This is a genomic window from Pseudoalteromonas sp. AWH4_217 (genome assembly GCF_056161105.1).
The window spans coordinates 25813-46211 of the sequence record NZ_JBSWYM010000001.1; the positions used below are offsets into that span (position 1 = coordinate 25813).

The window sequence follows — 20399 nt, forward strand, 5'->3', positions numbered from 1 at the left end:
AAAACCGAGCCTGTGTGCTCGGTTTTTTTATTCTCAGACATCCGTTTATTCCGACTTTTGCTCTCTGCCAAGCAGGGCCATCGCGGCTTCTTTGACGTCTTTTTGTTGATACAGCACCTGATAGATCTGCTCCGTGATCGGCATTTCGATACCTGTGCGCTTTGCCAGCAGGTACACTTCTTTGGTGTTGCGGTACCCTTCCACCACCTGACCAATGCTCTGCATCGCCTCTTCGACGTTTTTTCCCTGGCCCAGTGCCAGACCAAAACGTCGGTTGCGCGATTGGTTATCGGTACAGGTCAGGATCAAATCGCCCAGTCCCGCCATCCCCATAAAGGTTTCAGAACGAGCACCCAGCGATAAGCCCAGCCGGCATAACTCCGCCAACCCACGAGTGATCAAAGCGGTTCTGGCATTGGCACCAAAGCCAAAACCATCAGACATACCTGCGCCAATGGCAATCACATTCTTCACCGCGCCACCAAGCTGAATACCGATAAAGTCATCATTGCTGTACACCCGGAACGAGCGACCACAATGGAGCAACTTAGCCAGTTCACCGCGGAACGCTTCGCAACGCGACGACACTGAAATAGCAGTCGGTAACCCGGCGGCCATTTCTTTTGCAAAAGTCGGTCCAGACAATACAGCCAGCGGAACCTGCTCACCGAGTACATCCAATGCCACATCCTGCAGTAATCGGCCGGTATCCGGCTCCAACCCTTTCGTTGCCCAGGCGACTTTCGCACCCGGCAACAAATGTGGCTTAATCGCTTCCAGCGTTTGCGCAAACGCGTGGCTGGGTACCACTACCAAAACCAATTGACTGGCCTGAACGGCTTGAGTCAGGTCGGCTTCCAGTTGCAGTGACGCGGGAAAGTCAATATCCGGTAAATAACGGGCATTCTGACGCGAGCTGGCTAACTGCGCAATGGCAGTGCTGTCACGTCCCCAAAGAGTAACCTGGTGACCGTTGCGGGCAAAACAAATAGCAAGGGCGGTGCCATACGACCCCGCCCCTAATACGGTCACAGCTGATTGTGCTGTATTCATCATTTATGCGTCAGCAGGTTGCTCTTGCGCGGCACGTTGCTGCATGTACTGAGCAAATAGCGCGTCAAAATTTACTGGCGCCAGGTTTAGTTGTGGGAAGGTACCACGGTTAACCAGGCTTGCAACCGCTTCACGTGCGTAAGGGAACAGAATGTTCGGGCAGAACGCGCCTAACATATGTGCCATTTGCAGCTCTTCCAGCTCACCAATTGAGAAAATACCAGCCTGTTGGATTTCACACAGGAATGCAGTTTCTTCGCCCAATGACGCAGTGACAGTCAGTGCCAGAACAACTTCATATACACCTTCGTCCAGCTTGGCAGAACGCGTGTCCATATCCAGCTTTACTTCAGGTGTCCACTCTTTTTGGAAAATAGCCGGAGAGTTTGGCGTTTCGAACGACACATCTTTGGTGTAGATACGCTGAATGTTAAATTGTGGACCTTGTTGTTCTTCTGCAGCAGCTGCGTTGTTTTGCTCTGTCATTGTTCTTCCTAATTATTCGTCTTTATTTTAAGTGGGGTAGCACCTCGGGCCCGTAACCTGGGTGCAATAAATTTTAACTCAGTAAGGCGTCCAGCTTACCTTGTGATTCAAGCGCCATCATGTCATCGCAACCGCCAATGTGCTGCTCTTTAATGAAGATCTGTGGCACCGTGTGACCACCATTTGCTTTGCTGATCATCTCTTCACGCAGCTCGGGTTGCGCGCCGATATCGTACTCGGTATATGTGACACCTTTGCTGTCCAGCAACGCTTTTGCGCGATGACAGTAAGGACAGTAATCCTTTGTATAAATAACAACTTGGCTCATATTTACTCCTATTTACCCGAGGCTGTTGGCAGGCCAGCAGTTTGCCAGGCACCAAATCCACCCGACAACACGTACACTTGCTCAAAGCCAGCTTTGTACATATTGCTGGCAATGCCAGATGCGGTCATGCCAGTGTTACACACCAGTATAATGGGCTTAGTTTTGAACTTTTCAAGTCCTGCGAAATCATTTTGTTTGGCTTTTTCCACATTCATATGCTCGCTACCAGCGATACGTGAGCCATTGAACTCTTTCGCCGCACGCATATCAAACACCTGGCCATCCTGACGGTTTACCAAAATAGTAAGCTGCTGCGGATTGATCTGACGGATCTTGGAAAACATGCCTTTCAACCAGCTTGAGACCAACATAGCCGCCAAAACCAGCCAGATAATGCTGAGAATGGGGTTTCTACCTAAAAATTCGATGTATTGTTCCATATTGTCTTTACCAACCAGGAAAATGAAATTGCTCGCGAGTATACTTTCTTACGGGCGCTGGTACAAACATCTGTGACATAATGCCTGACTTTGCAAGCAATCGCTGGCTAACCGCTTGCAGCGCTTAGCGACAGGGTTCAACTCGGGTTTGTAACTTATATGAAATTTAAAGTGGTTGAGGATAAATCACGCCCAGAGGGCTGAATATTCATATAAAACAAGGTATCCTATGGCCAGATTTCGTGCACATTTCAGGAGCCCAAATGACTGCAAAGAAAAAACCTCTGGTATTAATGATCCTCGATGGCTGGGGATACCGCGAAGACGCCGAGAGCAATGCAATTCTGGCGGCTAACACCCCCGTTTTGGATGAGCTATGGCAAACGCGTCCACGTACGCTGATCTCGGGTTCAGGTCTGGATGTGGGACTACCGGATGGGCAGATGGGTAACTCTGAAGTCGGCCATGTCAACCTGGGCGCCGGCCGCATTGTTTATCAAGACTTTACGCGCATTACCAAAGCCATCAATGATGGTGAGTTTGAGCACAATCCGGCACTGGTTGAGAACATAGACAAGGCGGTTGCCGCCGGTAAAGCCGTCCACCTGATGGGACTGTTGAGCCCGGGTGGCGTACACAGCCATGAAGACCATATTGTTGCAGCCATCGAACTTGCCGCCAAGCGCGGTGCCAAAGCGGTTTACTTCCACGCCTTCCTGGACGGTCGTGATACGCCACCACGCAGCGCTCAGGCTTCGATTGAACGTATTGAAGCACAGTTTGCAGAACTCAAGTGTGGCCGTCTGGCGTCAATCGTAGGTCGTTATTATGCTATGGACCGTGATAATCGCTGGGAGCGTGTTGAAGCCGCTTACAATCTGATGGTGTGTGGCGAAGCTGAATATCGTAATGCTGATGGGGTCAGTGCCCTGAACGCGGCGTATGAGCGTGACGAAAACGATGAGTTTGTCAAGGCAACCATCATTGCCGCAGAAGGACAAGAAGCAGCGACCATTAACGATGGCGATACGCTGATTTTCCTCAACTTCCGTGCTGACCGTGCCCGTCAGATGACCCGCGCCTTTGTGGATGCGGATTTTGCTGGCTTCAAGAAGAAAAAAATCCCTGCACTGAGCGGCTTTGTGATGATGACGGAATACGCGGCCGATATTAACGCGCCCGTCGCCTTTGCCCCGGAAAAACTCACCAATGTACTGGGCGAATGGCTGGCAAAACACAACAAAACGCAGCTGCGTATTTCCGAGACCGAAAAGTACGCCCACGTCACCTTCTTCTTCAGCGGTGGCCGTGAAGAACTGTTCGACGGCGAAAAACGCGAATTGATCCCCTCGCCTCAGGTAGCCACGTACGACCTGCAACCTGAAATGAACTCCGCCCTACTGACCGATAAGCTAGTCGAAGCCATTCACAGTGGTGAGCACGATGTGATCATCTGTAACTATCCAAATGGTGACATGGTGGGTCACTCAGGTGTTTTTGCAGCCGCCGTGAAAGCCTGTGAAGCCGTTGATGCCTGTATCGGCCGTGTTGTAGCAGCACTGGAAGAAACTGGCGGTGAGGCGCTCATTACGGCTGACCACGGTAACGCAGAGCAAATGGTGAACAGCAAAACCGGTCAGGCCCACACAGCACACACCAGTGAGCCGGTACCATTTATTTACATTGGCCGGGATGCAGAACCACAGGCAGGCAAAACACTGAGCGATGTGGCACCGACCATGTTGCACCTGTTGGGCATGCCTCAGCCTGAGGAAATGACTGGTTCACCTGTCATGCGGCTGAAGTAAACTATGCGCCGTACGCTTGCTGTACTTTCGGTCTGTTTGCTCCTGCCCCTGACCGGACAGGCGAACGAAACCCGCACCAAAGCCGACCTGGCTGCGGTGCAGGCCGAGCTCAAAAAGAGTCAGGTCGCGTATCAGCAACAACAAGCCAGCTTTCGTGCCCTGCAGAGCACCCTGCAGTCTTTTGAACTGGAAATCGCCAAAAGTGCCAAAGCACTGGCATTGACAGAGCAAGGGATCAGCGAAAACAAGCAGCAGCAGTACACACTGAAACGCGAAGCTGAGCAGCTCAAGCAGCAAAAAAAGCGCCTCCAGCGATTGCTGGCTGCACAGCTCAAAAGTGCGTATGTGACAGGCAGTCACGATTATTCCAAAATGCTCCTGAACCAACAGCATGCTGCAGCTCTGGAGCGCACCATTAGTTACTACGACTACTTTAATCAGGCCCGCATTGCTCAGCTCGAAGCGCTTAAGTCAGTTTTTGAGAAACTGGCCCAAAACAGCGCGCAACTGGCGCGCAAAAAGAATCAACTGCACGCTTTACAAGGCCAGCAAAAAGCCCGTCAGGACGAGCTGTTGTTGGCACAAAATGCCCGCAGAACCCATCTGTCGAAACTCAACGACAAGCTCAATCAGGCAAAGGCTGCGATTGCCTACCTTGAAGAGAACGAGCAGACCCTGATCACAACCCTGGAAGCCTTGGCCTCCGAGCAGGCAGCCAGCCCTGAACACTATGTCGCGCAGCTGCAAGGGTTACAGCGCTTAAAAGGCAAACTAGCCTGGCCGCTTGATGGCCGCTTGAAGCATCGCTTTGGCCAGCGCAAACATGTCGGCATGAACTGGAAAGGCGTCGTGATCCGCGGCAGCAATGGCGATCCCGTTAATAGCGTGGCACCGGGTCAGGTGGTCTATGCCGATTGGTTGAACGGTTTCGGCTGGGTCATCGTATTAGATCACGGGGAAGGCTTTATGAGCCTGTATGGCCATGCCCAAACCCTGCTCAAAGACGTTGGCGATCAGGTCATGCCAGGCGAGCCCATTGCCTTGGTAGGGCAAAGCGGCGGACAAACCGATCCTGGTCTATACTTCGAAATACGGCATAAGGGAAGCGCTGTTGATCCAGTAAAATGGTGCAGATCCAGTTAACTGACTAACCGATGCTGCCCCCCAGTGAGGAGCAGCATATGATGACTCCATGTGTTCAACCAAATAAAAACTTCGTATGGCAATGGCTGCTGGCACTTGGCCTGATGCTCAGCTTATTGTGCCTGCCACTTAATGCCAGACAGCTTTCGAGCGAGCAAATTGATGAGATCCTGTATCATATTCATACCTACTATGTTGAAGACTTGCCGCTCAGCCATGTTAAAAAAGACAACTTTGGCGAGCTACTCACCCAGTTAGATGACTATTCAAAGTACCTTGATGAACATGAACTTGAAGCCTTATTCAGCGCAGCCAATGGTCGCTACACCGGACTTGGGATCGAAGTAGAAGAAGTCGAAGACGGCGTTGTGATTGTGGATACTCTGCCCGGCTCACCCGCGGAAGCTGCAGGTATTGAGGGGGGTGATAAACTTCTGGCCATCAACACTCATGACGTGAAAAGAAAATCTATTGCTGAAGTTTCAAAATTACTGCGTGAAGCACAGTTCTCGACGATTCAGCTCACCGTAAAGCGTGCCAATGCAGAAGTTACACTGGCCCTGAGACGACAAGAGATCACGCTTCACAGCGTGTCCAGCCAGCTGTTGTCCGGCGGCATTGGCTATATCCTGCTAAGTAGCTTTAACAATCACAGTTATCATGATTTTGCCCGGCACATCAGTATGCTTAATAGCCACCTGGGCGAGCCGCTCAAAGGACTCATTGTCGACTTAAGAGACAACCCAGGCGGTACACTGAACAGCGCCGTCGCCATTTCAGATCTGTTTTTACAAAGCGGCACTATTGTCAGTACCCGGGGTCGTTTTTACGATGCAAACCAACGCTTTTTTGCAGCCCAGGGCGATATACTCAACGGCGCGCCCATGTTGGTGCTTATCAATGAGCAGTCGGCATCGGCGGCCGAGATACTCGCCGGTGCACTGCAAGACAACAGTCGGGCACTCATACTGGGTAACCGCTCTTATGGCAAAGGCTCTGTACAGTCGCTCATTCCCATCGGTAACGGCACCACAGCACTGAAACTGACGACAGCACGTTATTTTACTCCCTCGGGCCAATCTATCGAAGGCACCGGGATCCAACCCGATGTGGTTTTTAGCAAACAAGTACTTTTAGAACTCGACAAAGACGCTATAATGGCTGGTGAAAAAAAGGTCAGACAGACCTTTATTGCCAACCTTGATAAACATTGGCAAGAAGCGGAACAACTATTACAAAACCATAATTTACAACAATAATTCAGGATAGTGCGCTTACTTATATTAGGCTTTGTGGTGCTTTTTCTCTGTGCGGCACCAAGCTATGGCAACCAGGTTGCCATCGTCATTGATGACATTGGATACCACGAACGTGATTTAGAACTGCTGGATTTGCCCGGCCAACTGAGTTACGCCATTTTACCGCATACCCCATTTTCACAACGCTTTGCTTATCAGGCCAGCCACAAGCGCCGTGAACTGTTGCTTCACATTCCTATGCAGGCTTTGGAAGACAAAGCCCTTGGGCCGGGCGCCCTGACACTGGATATGCGCAAATGGCAACTGCAAACCACGCTGGGGCATGCCCTGGCTACCCTGCCTCAGGTCAAAGGGGTGAACAATCATATGGGCTCGGCATTAACTCAGTACGTTGAGCCGATGAAATGGACCATGGAATTGCTGAAAAAACGTGGCCTGTATTTTCTGGATAGCCGCACTACAGAGCTCAGTCAGGCCCAGCATGTGGCAAACCTGTATGGCGTGGCCAATGTCGCCCGCCATGTGTTTTTAGACAATCAAACTCATCCGGATGCATTGCGCAGGCAGTTTGATCAGCTCAAGGCATTAGCCCACCAGCAAGGCTATGCCATCGGCATTGCCCACCCTTACCCGCAAACCCGGGCATTTCTTGCCACGGCACTGGGCGAGCTGGCAACCGAAGGCATTGAACTGGTTCCGCTGTCACGACTGGTTGAACACAAGTACATTCAACTGGCTGCCGTCAAACACTCAGCCCAAGCCTCAGAATAAACTTCAGAGTAAAAACCAGACAAAATTGATCTGGCACCATTCACTGACACCCAGTGTCGGCTAGACTTAAGCAAGATATTATGTTCGCTTAAGGAAGTGCTTATGTTAACCACAGTAGCCGATTTAATGACGCCCGATCCACTGGCCGTCAGTAAAACCAATACACTCAACGATGCGCACAACCTGATGCGCGAGAAGAACATTCGCCATATCCCTGTGATAGACGACGATGGCATGCTGGTTGGTATGCTGACACAGAAGATCATGATCGCAAAAGTCATGGGGATCATTGCCACCTATGGCACTAACGCACTGGAGCGCAAAGAAAAGCAACAGCAGGTTGCAGAAGTCATGGCCACCGACTTTGCCAGTGTACAGCCACAACAGAGCCTGCAAGAAGTGGTACGGTTTTTTGTTGATAATCGTCATGGCTGCATGCCGGTGACCGACGACAAGGGCAAACTACTGGGTATTTTAACCTCGTCAGACTTTGTCCGCCTGGCCGCCGCCTTGCTGTCATAAAAAAAGCCCCGTCACGGGGCTTTTTTATTGCTTACTCTGATTATCAGGCTTTCGCTTGCAGGGTACGTGCAACCGTGCGCATGCCCAATGTCGTAGCGCCTGATGCCCACTGTGAGCCGGCATTATTCTGGAATGACGCCGCCAGGTCGATGTGCACCCAGCCCTGCCCTTCGTTTGGCACAAAGCGAGACAGGAAGCCTGCCGCATTAGAGGCGCCACCAAAACCACCGCCTTTTTGCGCTCGGCTATTGGCCGTGTCTGCATATGCCGATGGACAGTTATTCTGATGCCACTTTTCTAATGGTAACGGCCAGGCCGCCTCGAACTCTTCCTGAGCAAATTGCTGTACGTCATTGACCAGCTCTTTGTCCAGGCCAAATAATGCATTGTACTCCTGCCCGACCGCAACCAGCGCCGCGCCTGTCAGTGTTGCTGCATCGATGATCAAAGGTGCACCTGTTTCGCCAGCAGCCATCAGGCCATCAGCCAGAACCAAACGTCCCTCTGCATCAGTGTTGACGATTTCAACAGTGGTGCCATTTTTATAAGTCAGAATATCACCCAGCTTGTACGCATGGCCTGAAATCAAGTTTTCAGCACAACACAGGAACAATTTGATGCGCTTGTCGATCCCACGCTGAATAGCAATGGCCAGACCCGCGGTCACTGTCGCCGCACCACCCATGTCGCATTTCATGGTCAGCATGCCCTCGCTGGGCTTAATTGAGTAACCGCCTGAGTCAAAGGTGATCCCTTTACCTACCAGAGCTGCGGAAACCGGTGCGTCTTCGTCACCCGTCGGGTTGAAATCCAGTTCCAGTAACACAGGAGGGCGTTCACTACCGCGGCCCACTTCATGGATCCCAATCCATTGATGCTCAAGCAGCGCGTTGCCCTTAATGATTTGGTAGCTCACATGCTCTGGCGCCAGAGACTGAATGAATTCAGCCGCTTTACCCGCCAGGCTTTCAGGATAGATGTCTTCAGCTGTGCCATTGATCATCTGACGGGTCCAGATAGCAGCGGTTTTCAGCGCCTGCAACTCAGCCAGGTCCGACTGTGCGTTGTCACAGAAGGTCACACCATCAAGTTGTTTCGGGCTTACAAAGCCCTGATAAAATGCCCACTGAGACTCAGTGCACCAGGCATCCCCCTGTAATTCAACAGCCAGGATCCCTTGCTGAGCCACACTGCGGCCCGCTTTTTGAATAGTCTTCAGTGTGTCGTGTTCGCTCAGATGCACCAGGGCACCATCCTGATCGTACGATAAAGTCGCATTGCCACCCCAATGTGCAGCCGGGGCCTGATCCGTCAGTCGAACAATAAATTTGTCAGCCATATATGATTTCACTCTTGCGCTTATTAGTAACTTGCAGTGTACACTAGCGGGCAAAATGCCCCAAACGAATGCGATTAATCTATGAAGTTTCACGCCCCACTGGCCAAAGCCACCTTGCTTAAACGCTACAAACGCTTTTTGGTTGACTTGCAAGACGACACACAGCGGGAGTTCACCGTACATTGTGCAAACACAGGTAAAATGACCGGCTGCGCCGATCCCGGCTTCAGCGCATATTACTCAACCAGTGACAACCCGAAACGTAAATATCCTCACTCGCTGGAACTGACGGCCAACCAGAACGGTGCACTGATCTGTGTCAATACGGCAATGGCCAATAAGGTGGCCATTGAAGCCATCGAACGTGACGGTGTTTCGGAGTTAACGGGGTATCAGACACTGCGCAGCGAAGTAAAGTACGGCACAGAAAACAGCCGCATCGACATCTTACTCCAAGATGACAACAAGCCTGACTGCTATATTGAAGTAAAATCAGTCACTTTGCTGGACAATGAACAAGGTTATTTTCCGGATGCCCAGACAGCCCGGGGACAAAAGCATCTGCGCGAGCTGATCCAGATGCGACAACAAGGCATGCGCGCAGTCTTACTATTTGTCGTCATGCACAATGGCATCCACAGTGTAAAACCGGCTGCACACATAGATAACAAGTACGCCTTACTGATTGAAGAGGCGTTGCAACAAGGGGTAGAGATTTACGCCTACCGGGCGGAGGTATCAACGCAGGAGGTCAACCTGACTCAGGCCCTCCCCTTCTGCACGGATTGAAATGAACGCCACAGTTACAGTGATCTTGGGGCATAAATAGTGCAGTATAATGAGTATTAAGCTTGAAAGTGAAAAATTTGCCTCCATATAGCTGCAAATGTCAGTGTGACCCCCGTCAATCGAGACTTTGTGATGCCGATCATACCTTCTAACCGGGAGTGGTCTTACAAGTAAAAAGTGTTTGCCAAGGGGTAAAGATTTTGCTATCTATAGCCGCCGGCGTTAGCTGGGGTTGTTTATTAAGGATTTAGGAGAATGCTATGCCAGACCAGAAAAAACTAGGGTTGTTGGCTCAAGCCGGTTTAGAACCTTATCAGGAAAAGCCGGGTGAAGAATATATGAATGACGCACAGCGTGCGCATTTCAAAAAATTACTGGAAGCGTGGCGTAGCGATCTTCGTAACGAAGTTGACCGCACCAAAAACCACATGCAAGATGAAGCGGCAAACTTCCCTGATCCAGTAGACCGTGCGGCACAGGAAGAAGAGTTCTCTTTGGAACTACGTACCCGAGACCGTGAACGTAAGCTGATCAAGAAAATTGAAAAAACACTACAACTGATCGAAGACGATGATTTCGGTTATTGTGATTCTTGTGGCATTGAAATTGGCATTCGCCGCCTGGAAGCCCGCCCAACTGCGGACTTATGTGTAGACTGTAAATCAATTGCTGAAATAAAAGAAAAACAACAAGGTCGAGGCTAACACACGCTCGTCTTAGCTATGCTACCCCAGTTTAATAGCGATTATCTGTCTGGGAGCTATCGTGGTCGATTTGCTCCCTCTCCCTCCGGTGCTCTTCATTTCGGCTCTCTGATAGCCGCCCTTGCCAGTTACCTGGACGCCAAAGTCAATCTGGGCCAATGGCTGGTAAGAATGGAAGACATAGACACACCCAGAGTTGTTCCTGGTGCCGCGGACGAGATCCTCAGAACCCTAGAAGCATATGGTTTGCATTGGGACGGCGAAGTCGTCTATCAAAGCCAGCGTCATGCGTTATATCGAGATATCTTAGCTCAGCTTAACCATGCCGGGCTCACTTACCCGTGTAGCTGTACCCGCAAAGCACTCAAGCAACGTGGTGGGTTTTATGACAATCATTGTCGGGACCGCCATATTGCACCCGACGGCAATGCCCTCAGACTAATACAGACCCAGCCAGTCTATTCATTTGACGACCTGTTGCAGGGGCAGGTCAATCTGCCGGCGTCTCTGGCCAAAGAAGACTATATTGTAAAACGTCGGGATGGCCTGTTTGCCTATCAATTGGTCGTGGTGGTTGACGACATTGAGCAGCAAATAACGCGTGTCGTACGTGGTGCCGATTTACTGGAGCCAACAGCTCGTCAGATAAGCCTGTTTAACCAGTTGGGCTACCAGGCCCCAGAATACGCACATGTGTCGTTAGCAGTAGCACAACCGGGGTTTAAACTGTCAAAACAAAACCACGCGCCCGCCATCAACACGACCAAGCCACAGCCTGCGTTGTGTGCTGCACTTGGTTTTTTGGGCCTGCCTGTTCCCAGTGAGTTACATGGTGATTCGGTGAACAATATTCTGCACTGGGCTGAACAGCATTTTTCACTGCGTGCCTTACCACGCCACCGTGAAATTCAGGTCTCGCTGCAAGCCGACGGACACTATGATTTCACTGGGTTAACGGCCTGAACTCACCCCCATCCTTTCGCGTCTGCCTTGACTGTCGATCTAATGTCGGATTTTTAATCATGAATACGTCCCCGCTCCTTCAATTTGACCCCATTTGAGTATATGATAGCGGGCCTCGTTAATTCGCCTACACTATACAAACTAAAACAAGTTCTATGGCCGTATGGTGAATATAGGTGCATTATGCACGCTTTATTGCACGCAATTTGGATTGTTCAGGGTCGTTAGGAGAGTGGTTATTATTTCCAAAATTATAAAACTTTGCCGTCAGATAGTTAAAGGCAAGGATCCGGTAGGAACCGTGACATGTAGTGCTACACCTGCGTTAATACCACGCAGTGAACATGCTATCTCGCGCAAACAATTTAGCCCCAATGCAATCAAAGTTTTGTACCGACTTAAAGATGGTGGCTATGACGCCTATCTGGTGGGTGGTTGTATTCGTGATATCTTGTTAGGCATTGAACCCAAAGATTTCGATGTTGTTACCAACGCCACACCTGAGCAAGTCAAAAAGTTATTTCGCAATTGTCGGCTAATCGGCCGCCGCTTCAGGCTCGCCCATATCGTTTTTGGTCGTGAAATCATCGAAGTGGCGACCATGCGTGGACACCACCAGGCACAGGACAACCCGGATCCAACCAGCCAGTCAAGCGATCAGGGCCAGCTGCTGCGCGACAACGTCTATGGCACCATTGAAGAAGATGCACAGCGTCGTGACTTTTCTATCAATGCACTCTACTACTCGATTAACGACTTCAGTATCCGGGACTTTGCAGGCGGTATTGCAGCCATTGAGCAACGCAAGATTGAACTGATTGGCGATCCTGAAACCCGTTATCGAGAAGATCCGGTACGTATGCTGCGTGCCGTGCGCTTCGCCACTAAGTTAGATATGACCATTGCTGGTCCAACCGAAGCGCCAATTAAAGCACTCGCACCTCTGTTGAGTAATATTCCTCCGGCACGCTTGTTTGAGGAAACGCTGAAGCTCTTTTTGGGTGGCAAAGCCGAAGCTAACTTCCTGATGCTCAGAAAATATGGCCTGTTTAAACAACTATTTCCGGCCGTTGACGCTATCTTGGATAATGCCAACAGTGAGTTTGAAAGCACATTTATCCAAAAAATGTTTGCGAATACGGACGAGCGTATTAACGCAGATAAGAAAGTCACCCCAGCCTTTATCTATGCCGCATTACTATGGTTCCCGCTACGAGACCGCAGTAACGCATTAATAGCTGAGGGCATGAATGACTATGATGCCTTTATGCAGGCCATCAGCCAGGTTCTGGCAGAAAACGCCCGTCACATTGCCGTGCCGAAACGCTTTACGCTGGGCGCGCGGGATATCTGGCATATCCAGCAACGTCTCGATAAACGCGGTGGCCAGCGCGCTTACCGTCTTAGTCTGCAACCGAGATTTAAAGCCGGTTATGACTTCTTGCTGTTGCGGGTAGAAAGTGGCGAAACCGACCAGCAGGAGCTGGCAAACTGGTGGACTGACTATTTGCAACAGGACGTCAATGGACAAAAAGAGATGGTGAAAGCGCTAGGTCAACGCTCTGGTGGCTCAGAAAGACGCCGCCGTCGTCCCAGAAATAAACCGCGTAGAAAACCAAACCCAGAATCATGAACACTGTTTATATTGGACTAGGGGCGAATCTGAACGCCCCTGAGGCACAGTTACGCAATGCGTTGGATGCGCTGAGTGCATCCTCATCACTCACGCTGGCAAGCGTATCAAGCTTTTATGCCTCAAAGCCTATGGGTCCGCAGGACCAGCCTGATTATGTCAATGCCGTTGCTAAACTTATGACAGACCTGCCCGCCATAGAAGTGCTCGATCTGCTGCAGCAGATTGAACTACAGCATGGCCGGGTCCGAAAAGCAGAGCGCTGGGGACCACGTACATTAGATTTAGATATCCTGCTATACAACGATGAACAGATAGACACACAGCGATTAATCGTGCCGCATTACGGCTTGTGTGAACGCGAGTTTGTGGTCTTTCCACTGCTAGAAATTGCACCCGAACTCACCTTACCAAATGGGCAGTTGCTGGCCAATATTGCCACTTCACTGCCACGAAATGGGCTTACAGCTGTCGCCCAATATCGCATAACCAAATCGATTGCATAGTAAGGTCTGGGCGACACAGTACGCTCAGCTTTGAATTGATCACAAAGGGGGAAATATGGCTAAAGTAACCGTTTCAACATTGGCCAAGAAAAAACGTGAAGGAACAAAAATCACAGCACTTACGGCATACGATGCCAGCTTTGCAAAGCTGTTCCATGACAGCGGCGTTGACGTCATTCTGGTAGGCGACTCTCTGGGTATGGTACTGCAAGGTGGCGAAGATACTCTGGCTGTGACCACAGCGGATATTGCATACCATACGCGCTGTGTTCGTGCCGGCAGCAAAGAGTTGTTTGTGGTGGCCGATATGCCCTTTATGAGTTATGCCAACCCGGCACAAGCATGCGAGAACGCAGCAGTGCTCATGCGTTCAGGCGCTAATATGGTCAAACTGGAAGGCGGAGAATGGTTGCTAGACTCTATTCGACTGCTGACGCAACAAGGCATTCCTGTGTGTGGTCATTTAGGTCTGACTCCGCAATCGGTGAACGTCTTTGGTGGTTTCAAGATCCAGGGTCGTGAAGAAGCTCAGGCTGAGAAAATGATCGCTGATGCCATTGCGCTGGAGCAGGCAGGCGCTCAGCTACTGGTTATCGAATGTATCCCATCAGCACTGGCCAAACGCATCAGCGAAGCACTGACTATCCCTGTGATTGGGATTGGCGCGGGTAAAGATACCGATGGTCAGATTTTGGTTATGCATGATTTAGTTGGAATTTCAGCGGGCTATATTCCAAAGTTCTCGAAAAACTTCCTCGCAGAGACAGGCAATATGCCCGCTGCGGTCGAAAAGTTCTGCACTGATGTCAAAAGCGGTGCATTTCCCTCTCAGGAACATGAGTTTAACTAATGCAATCAATTACAGAAATCAAATCTCTGCGCAGTCAAATTAAAGCCTGGCGACAACAAGGTCAAAGCATTGCATTTGTGCCCACCATGGGCAATCTGCATCAGGGACATTTTTCACTGGTAGAAAAAGCCAAGACACTGGCAGACAAAGTCGTTGTCAGTATTTTTGTCAATCCGATGCAATTTGGGGCCAATGAAGATTTGGATAAATACCCACGCACGCTGACGCAGGACAAGCAAGGGCTGGCCGAGCTGGACACCGACATTGTCTTCACGCCCAGTGTTGATGTGATCTATCCAAACGGCCTTGAAACACAAAGTTATGTGGATGTACCAGGCGTATCCGAGGGCTATTGTGGTGGTAGTCGCAGCGGTCATTTCAGAGGAGTGGCCACAGTTGTGACCAAACTCTTTAACCTGGTTCAACCTGACTTTGCCTGCTTTGGTGAAAAAGACTACCAACAGCTTCAGGTGATAAAAACCATGGTGCGCGACTTATCCATGCCCATTGAAATCATCGGAGTACCAACTCAGCGAGAGATCTCGGGTTTGGCCATGAGTTCTCGCAATGGCTACCTGTCAGAGCAAGAAAAAGACACCGCAAAAGTACTCTATCAGACTCTCAATGACACAGCTCAACAGTTGTCAGACGGAGCCCGAGACTTCGCAGCACTGGAGCAAGCCGCCAGCTCGACACTCGAAGCAGCAGGTCTGACACCCGATTACTTTTCTATCGCCCAAAGAGACAGCCTAAAACCTGCTACACTGGAAGACAGTGAGTTTGTGATCCTGGCTGCTGCTTACCTGAATCAGGTGAGACTAATCGACAATATCCAGGTCCTAACTGAAGCATAACAATGAATAGGATCCCCGGTATCACCTTGTGAACTTACGCGGGATCCTCACTTTAAATACTCTCTTGCAGGACTTGTTTCATGAAACCACAGATATCAATGATTGCCTTGTTACTGGCAGGCTGTAGCAATACGAACTCCCCTGAACTGAATCAGTGCGCACAGCAAAACTATCAATGTGAGCAAAGTTGTGAGCAACGTGCTAACCCTCAGTCTCTGGCTATGCAGGTGTGCAGCGATGGGTGCATCGAGTCCTTTAATCAATGCAAGGCACAGGCTGAGCAACTCACTCAGCAGCAGCGCAATAGCACGCTGTATTAATCATTATTTTTGTCGAAAAACAGGTATAAAAAAACCGCTCAGTGAGCGGTTTTTTCTTTCCATGCAATGCTTATAGCAGACCTAGCTTCTTAAGCTCTTTGCTTGCTAGCTGGCTTGAAAGTGGTACATATCCATCTTTCTCTACGATCTTCTGACCTTCTTTCGACAGCACCATTTTCAGGAACTCGGCTTCAATTGGAGAAAGCGGCTTGTTCGGGTGCTTGTTTACGTAAAGGTATAGGAAACGAGACAACGGGTATTTGCCCTTTGCAACATTGTCCAAAGTCGCGTCAACAAAGTTATCGCCTTTCTTCGACAGTGGTACAGTACGCACACCTGATGTCTTGTAACCAATGCCCGAGTAACCAATCGCATTCACTGATGAAGAGATTGACTGTACTACTGAGGCTGAACCTGGCTGCTCATTCACGTTGTTACGGAAGTCACCTTTACACAGGGCTTTCTTTTTAAAGTAACCGTAAGTACCTGATACTGAGTTACGACCATACAGCTGAATGTCTTTGCTGCCCCAGTCACCAGACAAGCCTAAGTCGCTCCAGCGCTCGACTTGCTCAGAAGCACCACATTTACGTGTTGATGAGAAAATCGCGTCAACCTGGTCGATACGCAGACCCTGGATTGGGTTGTCTTTATGTACAAAGACTGCCAGAGCATCGATAGCAACGCGTACTTCAGTTGGCTTGTAACCATAGCGTTTTTCAAACGCTTCGATTTCTTTAGACTTCATCTTACGGCTCATAGGGCCGAAGTTTGCTGTTGCTTCTGTCAGAGCCGGTGGCGCTGTAGAAGAACCTGCTGCCTGAATTTGAATGTTTACGTTAGGGTAAATACGTTTGTATTCTTCCGCCCAGAACGTCATCATGTTAGCCAGCGTGTCAGAGCCCACAGATGAAAAGTTACCTGAGATACCGCTGGTTTTGTTGTACTCAGGTAGGTTCTTATCAAGTGCAGAGGCTTGAGCAGATACCAGTGTTGTTACAGCCACACCCATTGCGGCAACTAAGCTTTTAAATTTCATTGGGGTCACTCCAAATGTTCTTCCCATTTAATTTCTGAGCACATTGTGCAGAAAACAAATGACAATAAAATTACTCTCAAATGACACTTTTATGACTTTCAGCATTTGTCATAAAAATACGTTTTTCTTTTTCGAAGGCAAATGAGAAACATGAGCCCTTGCCAAGTGTGCTGTCGATTTCCAGATGTGAATCATGGCGAGACAAGACATGTTTAGTGATAGCCAGACCTAGCCCTGAACCACCCGTTTTACGGCTGCGCGCCTTATCGACCCGATAGAATCGTTCAGTAAGTCGGTTAATGTGCTCAGGTGCAATACCATCGCCATTGTCGATCACAGAAAAGCGTGGCCGTTCGCCATCCAGGTACCAGTTAACCGTGATTTTGCCACCTGGTTTAGTGTAATGAATGGCATTAAACACCAGATTGGAAAAGGCACTGCGCAGTTCATCAATACATCCTTTGATATCCAGAGCCTGGTCGACACTAAACTCAATCTCATGATGCTTATCCTGATTCAGTGAATTCGCTTCGGTCTGAATTAACGTCAGCATGGCTGGCACATTCACCGCTTTGTCGTTGTCCTGGTTTCGCTGCCCTTCAATACGAGATAGTGAGAGCAGCTGATTAACCAGACTGTCCATTCGCTTACACTGCTCTATCATAGTGTGATGCGCTTTGTTCCACATTGCCGGCGGCGGCATCTGATCGCCTTCCATCATCTCCAGATAACCGGTGACCACCGTCAGAGGAGTACGCAGTTCATGGGACACGTTAGCGACAAAGTCTTTGCGCATCTGCTCGAGCTGTTTAAGTCTTGAAATATCGCGCACCACCATCATTAACTGCTCAGCGTAAGGCATAACCCGAAATTCTAAAACGCGCTCACCCCCATGCCCGGATTCCATCTCCAGGGGATCATGAAAATCATGAGCCTGCATATATTTAACGAACTTAGGATCGCGGATCAGGTTATCGAGACGCTGGCCATGATCCGTTGGCCATTGCAGACCAAGCACTTTAAGTGCAAGTTGGTTACACCAGACAATACTGAGATCCTGTTGCATCACTATCACTGCATCTGGCACCGCTTCGGCACCTTCACGGAAACGTCGGATCAATTCCGCCAGTTCATTTCGCTTTTTGCGATTGCGGTGTTGTAGTTGATAGATCCCTTCAAAGATCTGCTCCCAGGCACCCGATCCCTCAGGGGGGTTAAAGCTGCGCTGATTGATCAACCAATCGCTCAGCCGATACAGCTGCTGGTAATGCCAGATCAACAGCACCATGGCACCGATAAAGAGTAAAACAAACGGTGCGCCTAATAAGATCCCAATCAGGGTCAATGGCAGAAAATACAAAAACAGGCGTTTCAATAACGCCTGTTTATCAATCACCCTATACATACAAAATGATCCTAAAGAGAATGCGCCATGGCTAGCCTACCATAGCGCCGGATGCTTTACAGCTTACTTGAGAAGCGATAACCCGCACCACGTACTGTTTGTACCAAGCGATCGTGACCCAGTGGTGCAATCGCTTTGCGCAGACGACGGATGTGAACGTCTACCGTGCGATCTTCAACATACACATTGGTGCCCCAAACATGATCCAACAGCTGCTCACGGCTGTATACACGCTCTGGGTGTGTCATAAAGAAATGAAGTAATCTGAATTCCGTCGGCCCCATTTCCAGCTCGTTGCCGGCAGAGGTCACTCGGTGTGAAATTGGGTCAAGGCGTAAGCCATGTACTTCAATAGCTTCTTCCAGTGACGTTGGCGATACACGACGCATCACCGCTTTGATCCGTGCCATTAATTCTTTTGGAGAGAAAGGTTTAGTAACGTAGTCGTCCGCACCCACTTCCAATCCTTTGACCTTATCTTCTTCCTCACCACGTGCTGTTAGCATGATAATAGGAATTTGTCTGGTGTATTCACTTTGTTTAAACTTTTTGGCGATCTGAATGCCACTGCCACCTGGCAACATCCAGTCCAATAACACCATATCAGGATAAGGCTCAACCATAGCTGCAATTGCAGAATCATAGTCTTCAGCCTCAATGGCCTGAAAACCATTTTGTTCCAACACAAACACCAACATTTCTCTGATCGGCGCTTCGTCATCAACTACCAGTACTTTACGTGACATTCCCATTTATCTCTTACGTTACCGAAGTGGGTTTCATTATTATGACTAAGTATGACAGTTTTATGAAATACCAAGTGATAAAAGATGACAATTGGGAAAAAAATAGGGCCAACCCTTCATAAAGCTATGACACTGAAAAAGCGTAAGTTTCGTTGCAATTACACTTCAAATCAGACAATAAACAATTTAAATGCTTGTTTAGGCAGGTTTGTTTCATACAAACTGTATCGACATGTACAAATCTGCCGCTGTAAAAGTTGCGTAAGGCATAACATACAGGCCATTTAAGTTCGTTTACATTACGGCGGGACCTTGTCAGTATAAAGGCCACTAAATACAACTCATTGACCCGGTACCAGCCTTATCATTGTGACCATAGTGCCACGCACCGACGCAGCAGAACATGGCGCTTGGTACCGCTTTTTGGCTCCGCCTCATTAAATACAGAGCCAGCAAGAGACTCTAAAAGTCGTAACGCAGCGTCAACGCCATATGATCCTGATCAGAGCTGTTGTCCAGGTCTATCTTGGTATACCACAAATACATCCTGGCTTGCTTAGACAGGCTCTTCTCAACGCCGATAGACGCAGCATCACCGGAATCTTTAAGCTTGCCCGAGGCGCCATCGGAATTTTGGTACTGCGCCAGCAACTTGTAGCCATTATCAAGCTTGAGCGCTGCACTGGCCATATAACTGTCTACGGTCTCGTTACTACCAATCGCCTCGCTTTGCTGATAGCTGGCCCCCAAAGTAACTTTAGCCACTTTGCCCTGAACCGTGACACGGGTAATGTCCTGACCTGCAACTTCTTCATCCCGAGCTACACTGGCATAAATGGCGGTTTTCTTTAGCTTACTATCGCCGTAGCTTGCCGCCATGGACAGTCCGCTTTCGCCATTTTGCTTACTGTTGTCTTCTGCAATATAGCTGACAGTGAATTGCAAATGATTAAGCGATGGTGTCGTATATTGCAAGGTATCCCCGAGGCGATTTTCGCCCACAAAGAAGCTTTTAATATCCGCACTGAAATCATTCATCAGGTCAACTTTGCCCTGAGATTTCTTCATTGGCGTATCATCCCGGCCTAGTAAGAGCTGCCCAAATCGGCCTTTTACCCCAACATACTGCGAACGTGCCGTGATGTTCTCTTCTGATTTACCATCGTTGTCGTTTTCAGACATTTCTACCTGAAACTCCAGCTTATAAAAGGCGGAGATCCCAGTGTCTATATCTGCACTCCCTTTGATCCCCATTCTGGAGGCATAGCTTTCTACCGAAGTGTCTGATCCACTGCCAGTGTCACTGTTTTCCACACCCAAATGTGCGCGTCCGTATACTTTGAGTTCTTCAGCTTGTGTTTGGGCACAAACTATTAGCGCCGAGCAGCCTATAAGGGCAGCCATATAGCATTTCTTCATACTATGACCCCAATGAAAAGAA

The 20399-nt window shown here is 49.4% G+C and carries 22 protein-coding genes; 13 read left to right on the forward strand and 9 right to left on the reverse strand.

Features of this window, described 5'->3' with window-relative positions; all coding sequences use genetic code 11:
- Window positions 1–45 precede the first annotated feature (45 nt).
- The 4 genes from gpsA to ACXAH1_RS00130 all read right to left on the reverse strand — a co-directional run bounded on the left by gpsA (window position 46) and on the right by ACXAH1_RS00130 (window position 2307).
- The gene (gene gpsA / locus ACXAH1_RS00115) at window positions 46–1053 is read right to left on the reverse strand and encodes an NAD(P)H-dependent glycerol-3-phosphate dehydrogenase (protein ID WP_253046993.1); all 1008 of its coding nucleotides are present in this window, start codon (window positions 1051–1053) and stop codon (window positions 46–48) included.
- A 3-nt stretch (window positions 1054–1056) separates the two neighbouring features.
- Window positions 1057–1539 carry a protein-export chaperone SecB gene (gene secB / locus ACXAH1_RS00120; protein WP_046006181.1) on the reverse strand — a complete coding sequence of 161 codons (483 nt, stop codon included), beginning with the start codon at window positions 1537–1539 and terminating at the stop codon, window positions 1057–1059.
- 73 nt (window positions 1540–1612) lie between these two features.
- The gene (gene grxC / locus ACXAH1_RS00125) at window positions 1613–1867 is read right to left on the reverse strand and encodes a glutaredoxin 3 (protein ID WP_054014682.1); all 255 of its coding nucleotides are present in this window, start codon (window positions 1865–1867) and stop codon (window positions 1613–1615) included.
- Window positions 1868–1875: 8 nt separating this feature from the next.
- Window positions 1876–2307, reverse strand: coding sequence for a rhodanese-like domain-containing protein (locus ACXAH1_RS00130; RefSeq protein ID WP_138551383.1), 432 nt, complete (start codon window positions 2305–2307; stop codon window positions 1876–1878).
- A gap of 263 nt (window positions 2308–2570) precedes the next feature.
- Here ACXAH1_RS00130 and gpmM point away from each other — a divergent pair, with 263 nt between their 5' ends.
- The 5 genes from gpmM to ACXAH1_RS00155 all read left to right on the forward strand — a co-directional run bounded on the left by gpmM (window position 2571) and on the right by ACXAH1_RS00155 (window position 7810).
- Window positions 2571–4115 carry a 2,3-bisphosphoglycerate-independent phosphoglycerate mutase gene (gpmM, locus tag ACXAH1_RS00135; protein WP_475192831.1) on the forward strand — a complete coding sequence of 515 codons (1545 nt, stop codon included), beginning with the start codon at window positions 2571–2573 and terminating at the stop codon, window positions 4113–4115.
- A gap of 3 nt (window positions 4116–4118) precedes the next feature.
- Window positions 4119–5258, forward strand: coding sequence for a murein hydrolase activator EnvC family protein (locus tag ACXAH1_RS00140; RefSeq protein WP_475192833.1), 1140 nt, complete (start codon window positions 4119–4121; stop codon window positions 5256–5258).
- 38 nt (window positions 5259–5296) lie between these two features.
- Window positions 5297–6517 (forward strand): S41 family peptidase, encoded by a 1221-nt coding sequence (locus ACXAH1_RS00145; protein ID WP_253046912.1) that lies wholly within the window; start codon window positions 5297–5299, stop codon window positions 6515–6517.
- Between the two features lie 36 nt (window positions 6518–6553).
- Complete coding sequence (locus tag ACXAH1_RS00150) at window positions 6554–7288, forward strand: divergent polysaccharide deacetylase family protein (protein ID WP_475192834.1); 735 nt, start codon at window positions 6554–6556, stop codon at window positions 7286–7288.
- Between the two features lie 102 nt (window positions 7289–7390).
- Window positions 7391–7810 (forward strand): CBS domain-containing protein, encoded by a 420-nt coding sequence (locus ACXAH1_RS00155; protein WP_138551388.1) that lies wholly within the window; start codon window positions 7391–7393, stop codon window positions 7808–7810.
- Window positions 7811–7853: 43 nt separating this feature from the next.
- Here the strand turns inward: ACXAH1_RS00155 and pepB are convergent, their stop codons facing one another.
- Entirely contained in the window at window positions 7854–9149 is a 1296-nt protein-coding gene (pepB, locus tag ACXAH1_RS00160; protein WP_475192837.1) for an aminopeptidase PepB, read from the reverse strand.
- 81 nt (window positions 9150–9230) lie between these two features.
- Between pepB and sfsA the strand changes: the two genes are divergently transcribed.
- The 8 genes from sfsA to ACXAH1_RS00200 all read left to right on the forward strand — a co-directional run bounded on the left by sfsA (window position 9231) and on the right by ACXAH1_RS00200 (window position 15768).
- A complete protein-coding gene (gene sfsA / locus ACXAH1_RS00165) occupies window positions 9231–9938 on the forward strand; it encodes a DNA/RNA nuclease SfsA (protein ID WP_475192838.1) in 708 nt (235 codons plus the stop codon).
- Window positions 9939–10198: 260 nt separating this feature from the next.
- Window positions 10199–10642, forward strand: coding sequence for an RNA polymerase-binding protein DksA (gene dksA / locus ACXAH1_RS00170; RefSeq protein WP_054014689.1), 444 nt, complete (start codon window positions 10199–10201; stop codon window positions 10640–10642).
- 18 nt (window positions 10643–10660) lie between these two features.
- A complete protein-coding gene (gene gluQRS, locus ACXAH1_RS00175; RefSeq protein ID WP_475192841.1) occupies window positions 10661–11605 on the forward strand; it encodes a tRNA glutamyl-Q(34) synthetase GluQRS in 945 nt (314 codons plus the stop codon).
- A gap of 301 nt (window positions 11606–11906) precedes the next feature.
- Window positions 11907–13238: a polynucleotide adenylyltransferase PcnB gene (gene pcnB / locus ACXAH1_RS00180; RefSeq protein ID WP_475192843.1), complete on the forward strand. Its 1332-nt coding sequence runs from the start codon at window positions 11907–11909 to the stop codon at window positions 13236–13238.
- Window positions 13235–13744: a 2-amino-4-hydroxy-6-hydroxymethyldihydropteridine diphosphokinase gene (folK, locus tag ACXAH1_RS00185; RefSeq protein WP_475192844.1), complete on the forward strand. Its 510-nt coding sequence runs from the start codon at window positions 13235–13237 to the stop codon at window positions 13742–13744. Before pcnB ends, folK begins: the two co-directional genes overlap by 4 nt.
- Before the next feature lie 55 nt (window positions 13745–13799).
- Entirely contained in the window at window positions 13800–14594 is a 795-nt protein-coding gene (gene panB, locus ACXAH1_RS00190) for a 3-methyl-2-oxobutanoate hydroxymethyltransferase (protein ID WP_253046895.1), read from the forward strand.
- Window positions 14594–15448: a pantoate--beta-alanine ligase gene (panC, locus tag ACXAH1_RS00195; RefSeq protein WP_475192847.1), complete on the forward strand. Its 855-nt coding sequence runs from the start codon at window positions 14594–14596 to the stop codon at window positions 15446–15448. Before panB ends, panC begins: the two co-directional genes overlap by 1 nt.
- An 80-nt stretch (window positions 15449–15528) precedes the next feature.
- Window positions 15529–15768 (forward strand): hypothetical protein, encoded by a 240-nt coding sequence (locus tag ACXAH1_RS00200; RefSeq protein WP_138551396.1) that lies wholly within the window; start codon window positions 15529–15531, stop codon window positions 15766–15768.
- A 70-nt stretch (window positions 15769–15838) separates the two neighbouring features.
- On the opposite strand, the gene ACXAH1_RS00205 is transcribed toward ACXAH1_RS00200, so the two are convergent.
- The 4 genes from ACXAH1_RS00205 to ACXAH1_RS00220 form a co-directional block, all read right to left on the reverse strand.
- The gene (locus ACXAH1_RS00205; RefSeq protein ID WP_010383461.1) at window positions 15839–16807 is read right to left on the reverse strand and encodes a PstS family phosphate ABC transporter substrate-binding protein; all 969 of its coding nucleotides are present in this window, start codon (window positions 16805–16807) and stop codon (window positions 15839–15841) included.
- Between the two features lie 76 nt (window positions 16808–16883).
- Entirely contained in the window at window positions 16884–18212 is a 1329-nt protein-coding gene (phoR, locus tag ACXAH1_RS00210) for a phosphate regulon sensor histidine kinase PhoR (RefSeq protein ID WP_253046885.1), read from the reverse strand.
- 56 nt (window positions 18213–18268) lie between these two features.
- Window positions 18269–18958 (reverse strand): phosphate regulon transcriptional regulator PhoB, encoded by a 690-nt coding sequence (gene phoB, locus ACXAH1_RS00215; RefSeq protein WP_010383464.1) that lies wholly within the window; start codon window positions 18956–18958, stop codon window positions 18269–18271.
- Window positions 18959–19420: 462 nt separating this feature from the next.
- Entirely contained in the window at window positions 19421–20362 is a 942-nt protein-coding gene (locus tag ACXAH1_RS00220) for a porin (protein ID WP_475192850.1), read from the reverse strand.
- Window positions 20363–20399 lie beyond the last annotated feature (37 nt).